Annotated in this window: 1 protein-coding gene; it reads left to right on the top strand. The window is 62.2% G+C overall.

Going from position 1 to position 862, the window contains the following annotated elements:
• Positions 1–729, top strand: a 729-nt coding sequence (locus ACRXB1_RS36935) for a tetratricopeptide repeat protein (RefSeq protein WP_449494890.1), incomplete at its 5' end; no start/stop codon positions are given.
• Between the last annotated feature and the right edge of the window lie 133 nt (positions 730–862).

The following is an 862-nucleotide window of genomic DNA, read 5'->3' as shown; positions in this document are numbered from 1 at the left end:
GAAGTGCTGAAGCTCGTCAAGACGCTCGAAAAACGCGAGGCTCTGCATCCTGCGGTCGCGGTGCGTCTGCGGCAGGTTGCGGCTGAAAACCTGCTGCGCGATCGCCGGCACAATCCCGATGCGCTGCAGCAGTTGAAGAACTGGGGCGAAGTGCTGAAGCTCGTCAAGACGCTCGAAAAACGCGAGGCTCTGCATCCTGCGGTCGCGGTGCGTCTGCGGCAGGTTGCGGCTGAAAACCTGCTGCGCGATCGCCGGCACAATCCCGATGCGCTGCTCGAATTCTGGCAGTCGTTGTCGCCGGTGGAGCGACAGTCGCCGCGTCTGGCCGATCTCGCCGCCGAGTTGTTGATCGCGCTGGATCGCCGCAACGACGCGCGCAGGATCGTCGAGGAAGCGCTGAACCACAATTGGGATGCGCGTTTGCTGCGCCGATATCCGGATTGCGCGTCGCCAGGCGATGCCTTGCCGCTGATCCAGCGTGCCGAAGCCTGGCAGAAGGAGCGCACGGAAGACGCCGATTTGCTGTTCACGCTCGGCCGTCTGTGTCTGCATCAGCAGTTGTGGGGCAAGGCGCAGGCGTTCCTGGAATCGGCTTTGAAACTCGCCGATAACGAACCGCTCAAGATCCGCACCCATCGGGCCCTGGCGCGTCTGCACGAACAGCTCGGCGACAGCGACAAGGCGAGCCAGCATTATCGTGAGAGTGCGCTGGCTATGAACGTGGTCTGAGGTTTTGTTGGCTGCTATAAAAAACCGCGAGTTTCCTTTTGTACGAAGGCTCGCGGTTTTTTTATCGCTTATTGCGGCAGGGAGCGCCGGCCGGCTGCCGGATTCGTCGTGCGCGGATGCGGCACGGTCGGGA

The sequence above is a fragment of the Caballeronia sp. M23-90 genome (genome assembly GCF_053574605.1).
This window is presented reverse-complemented; position numbering and strand designations above follow the sequence as displayed.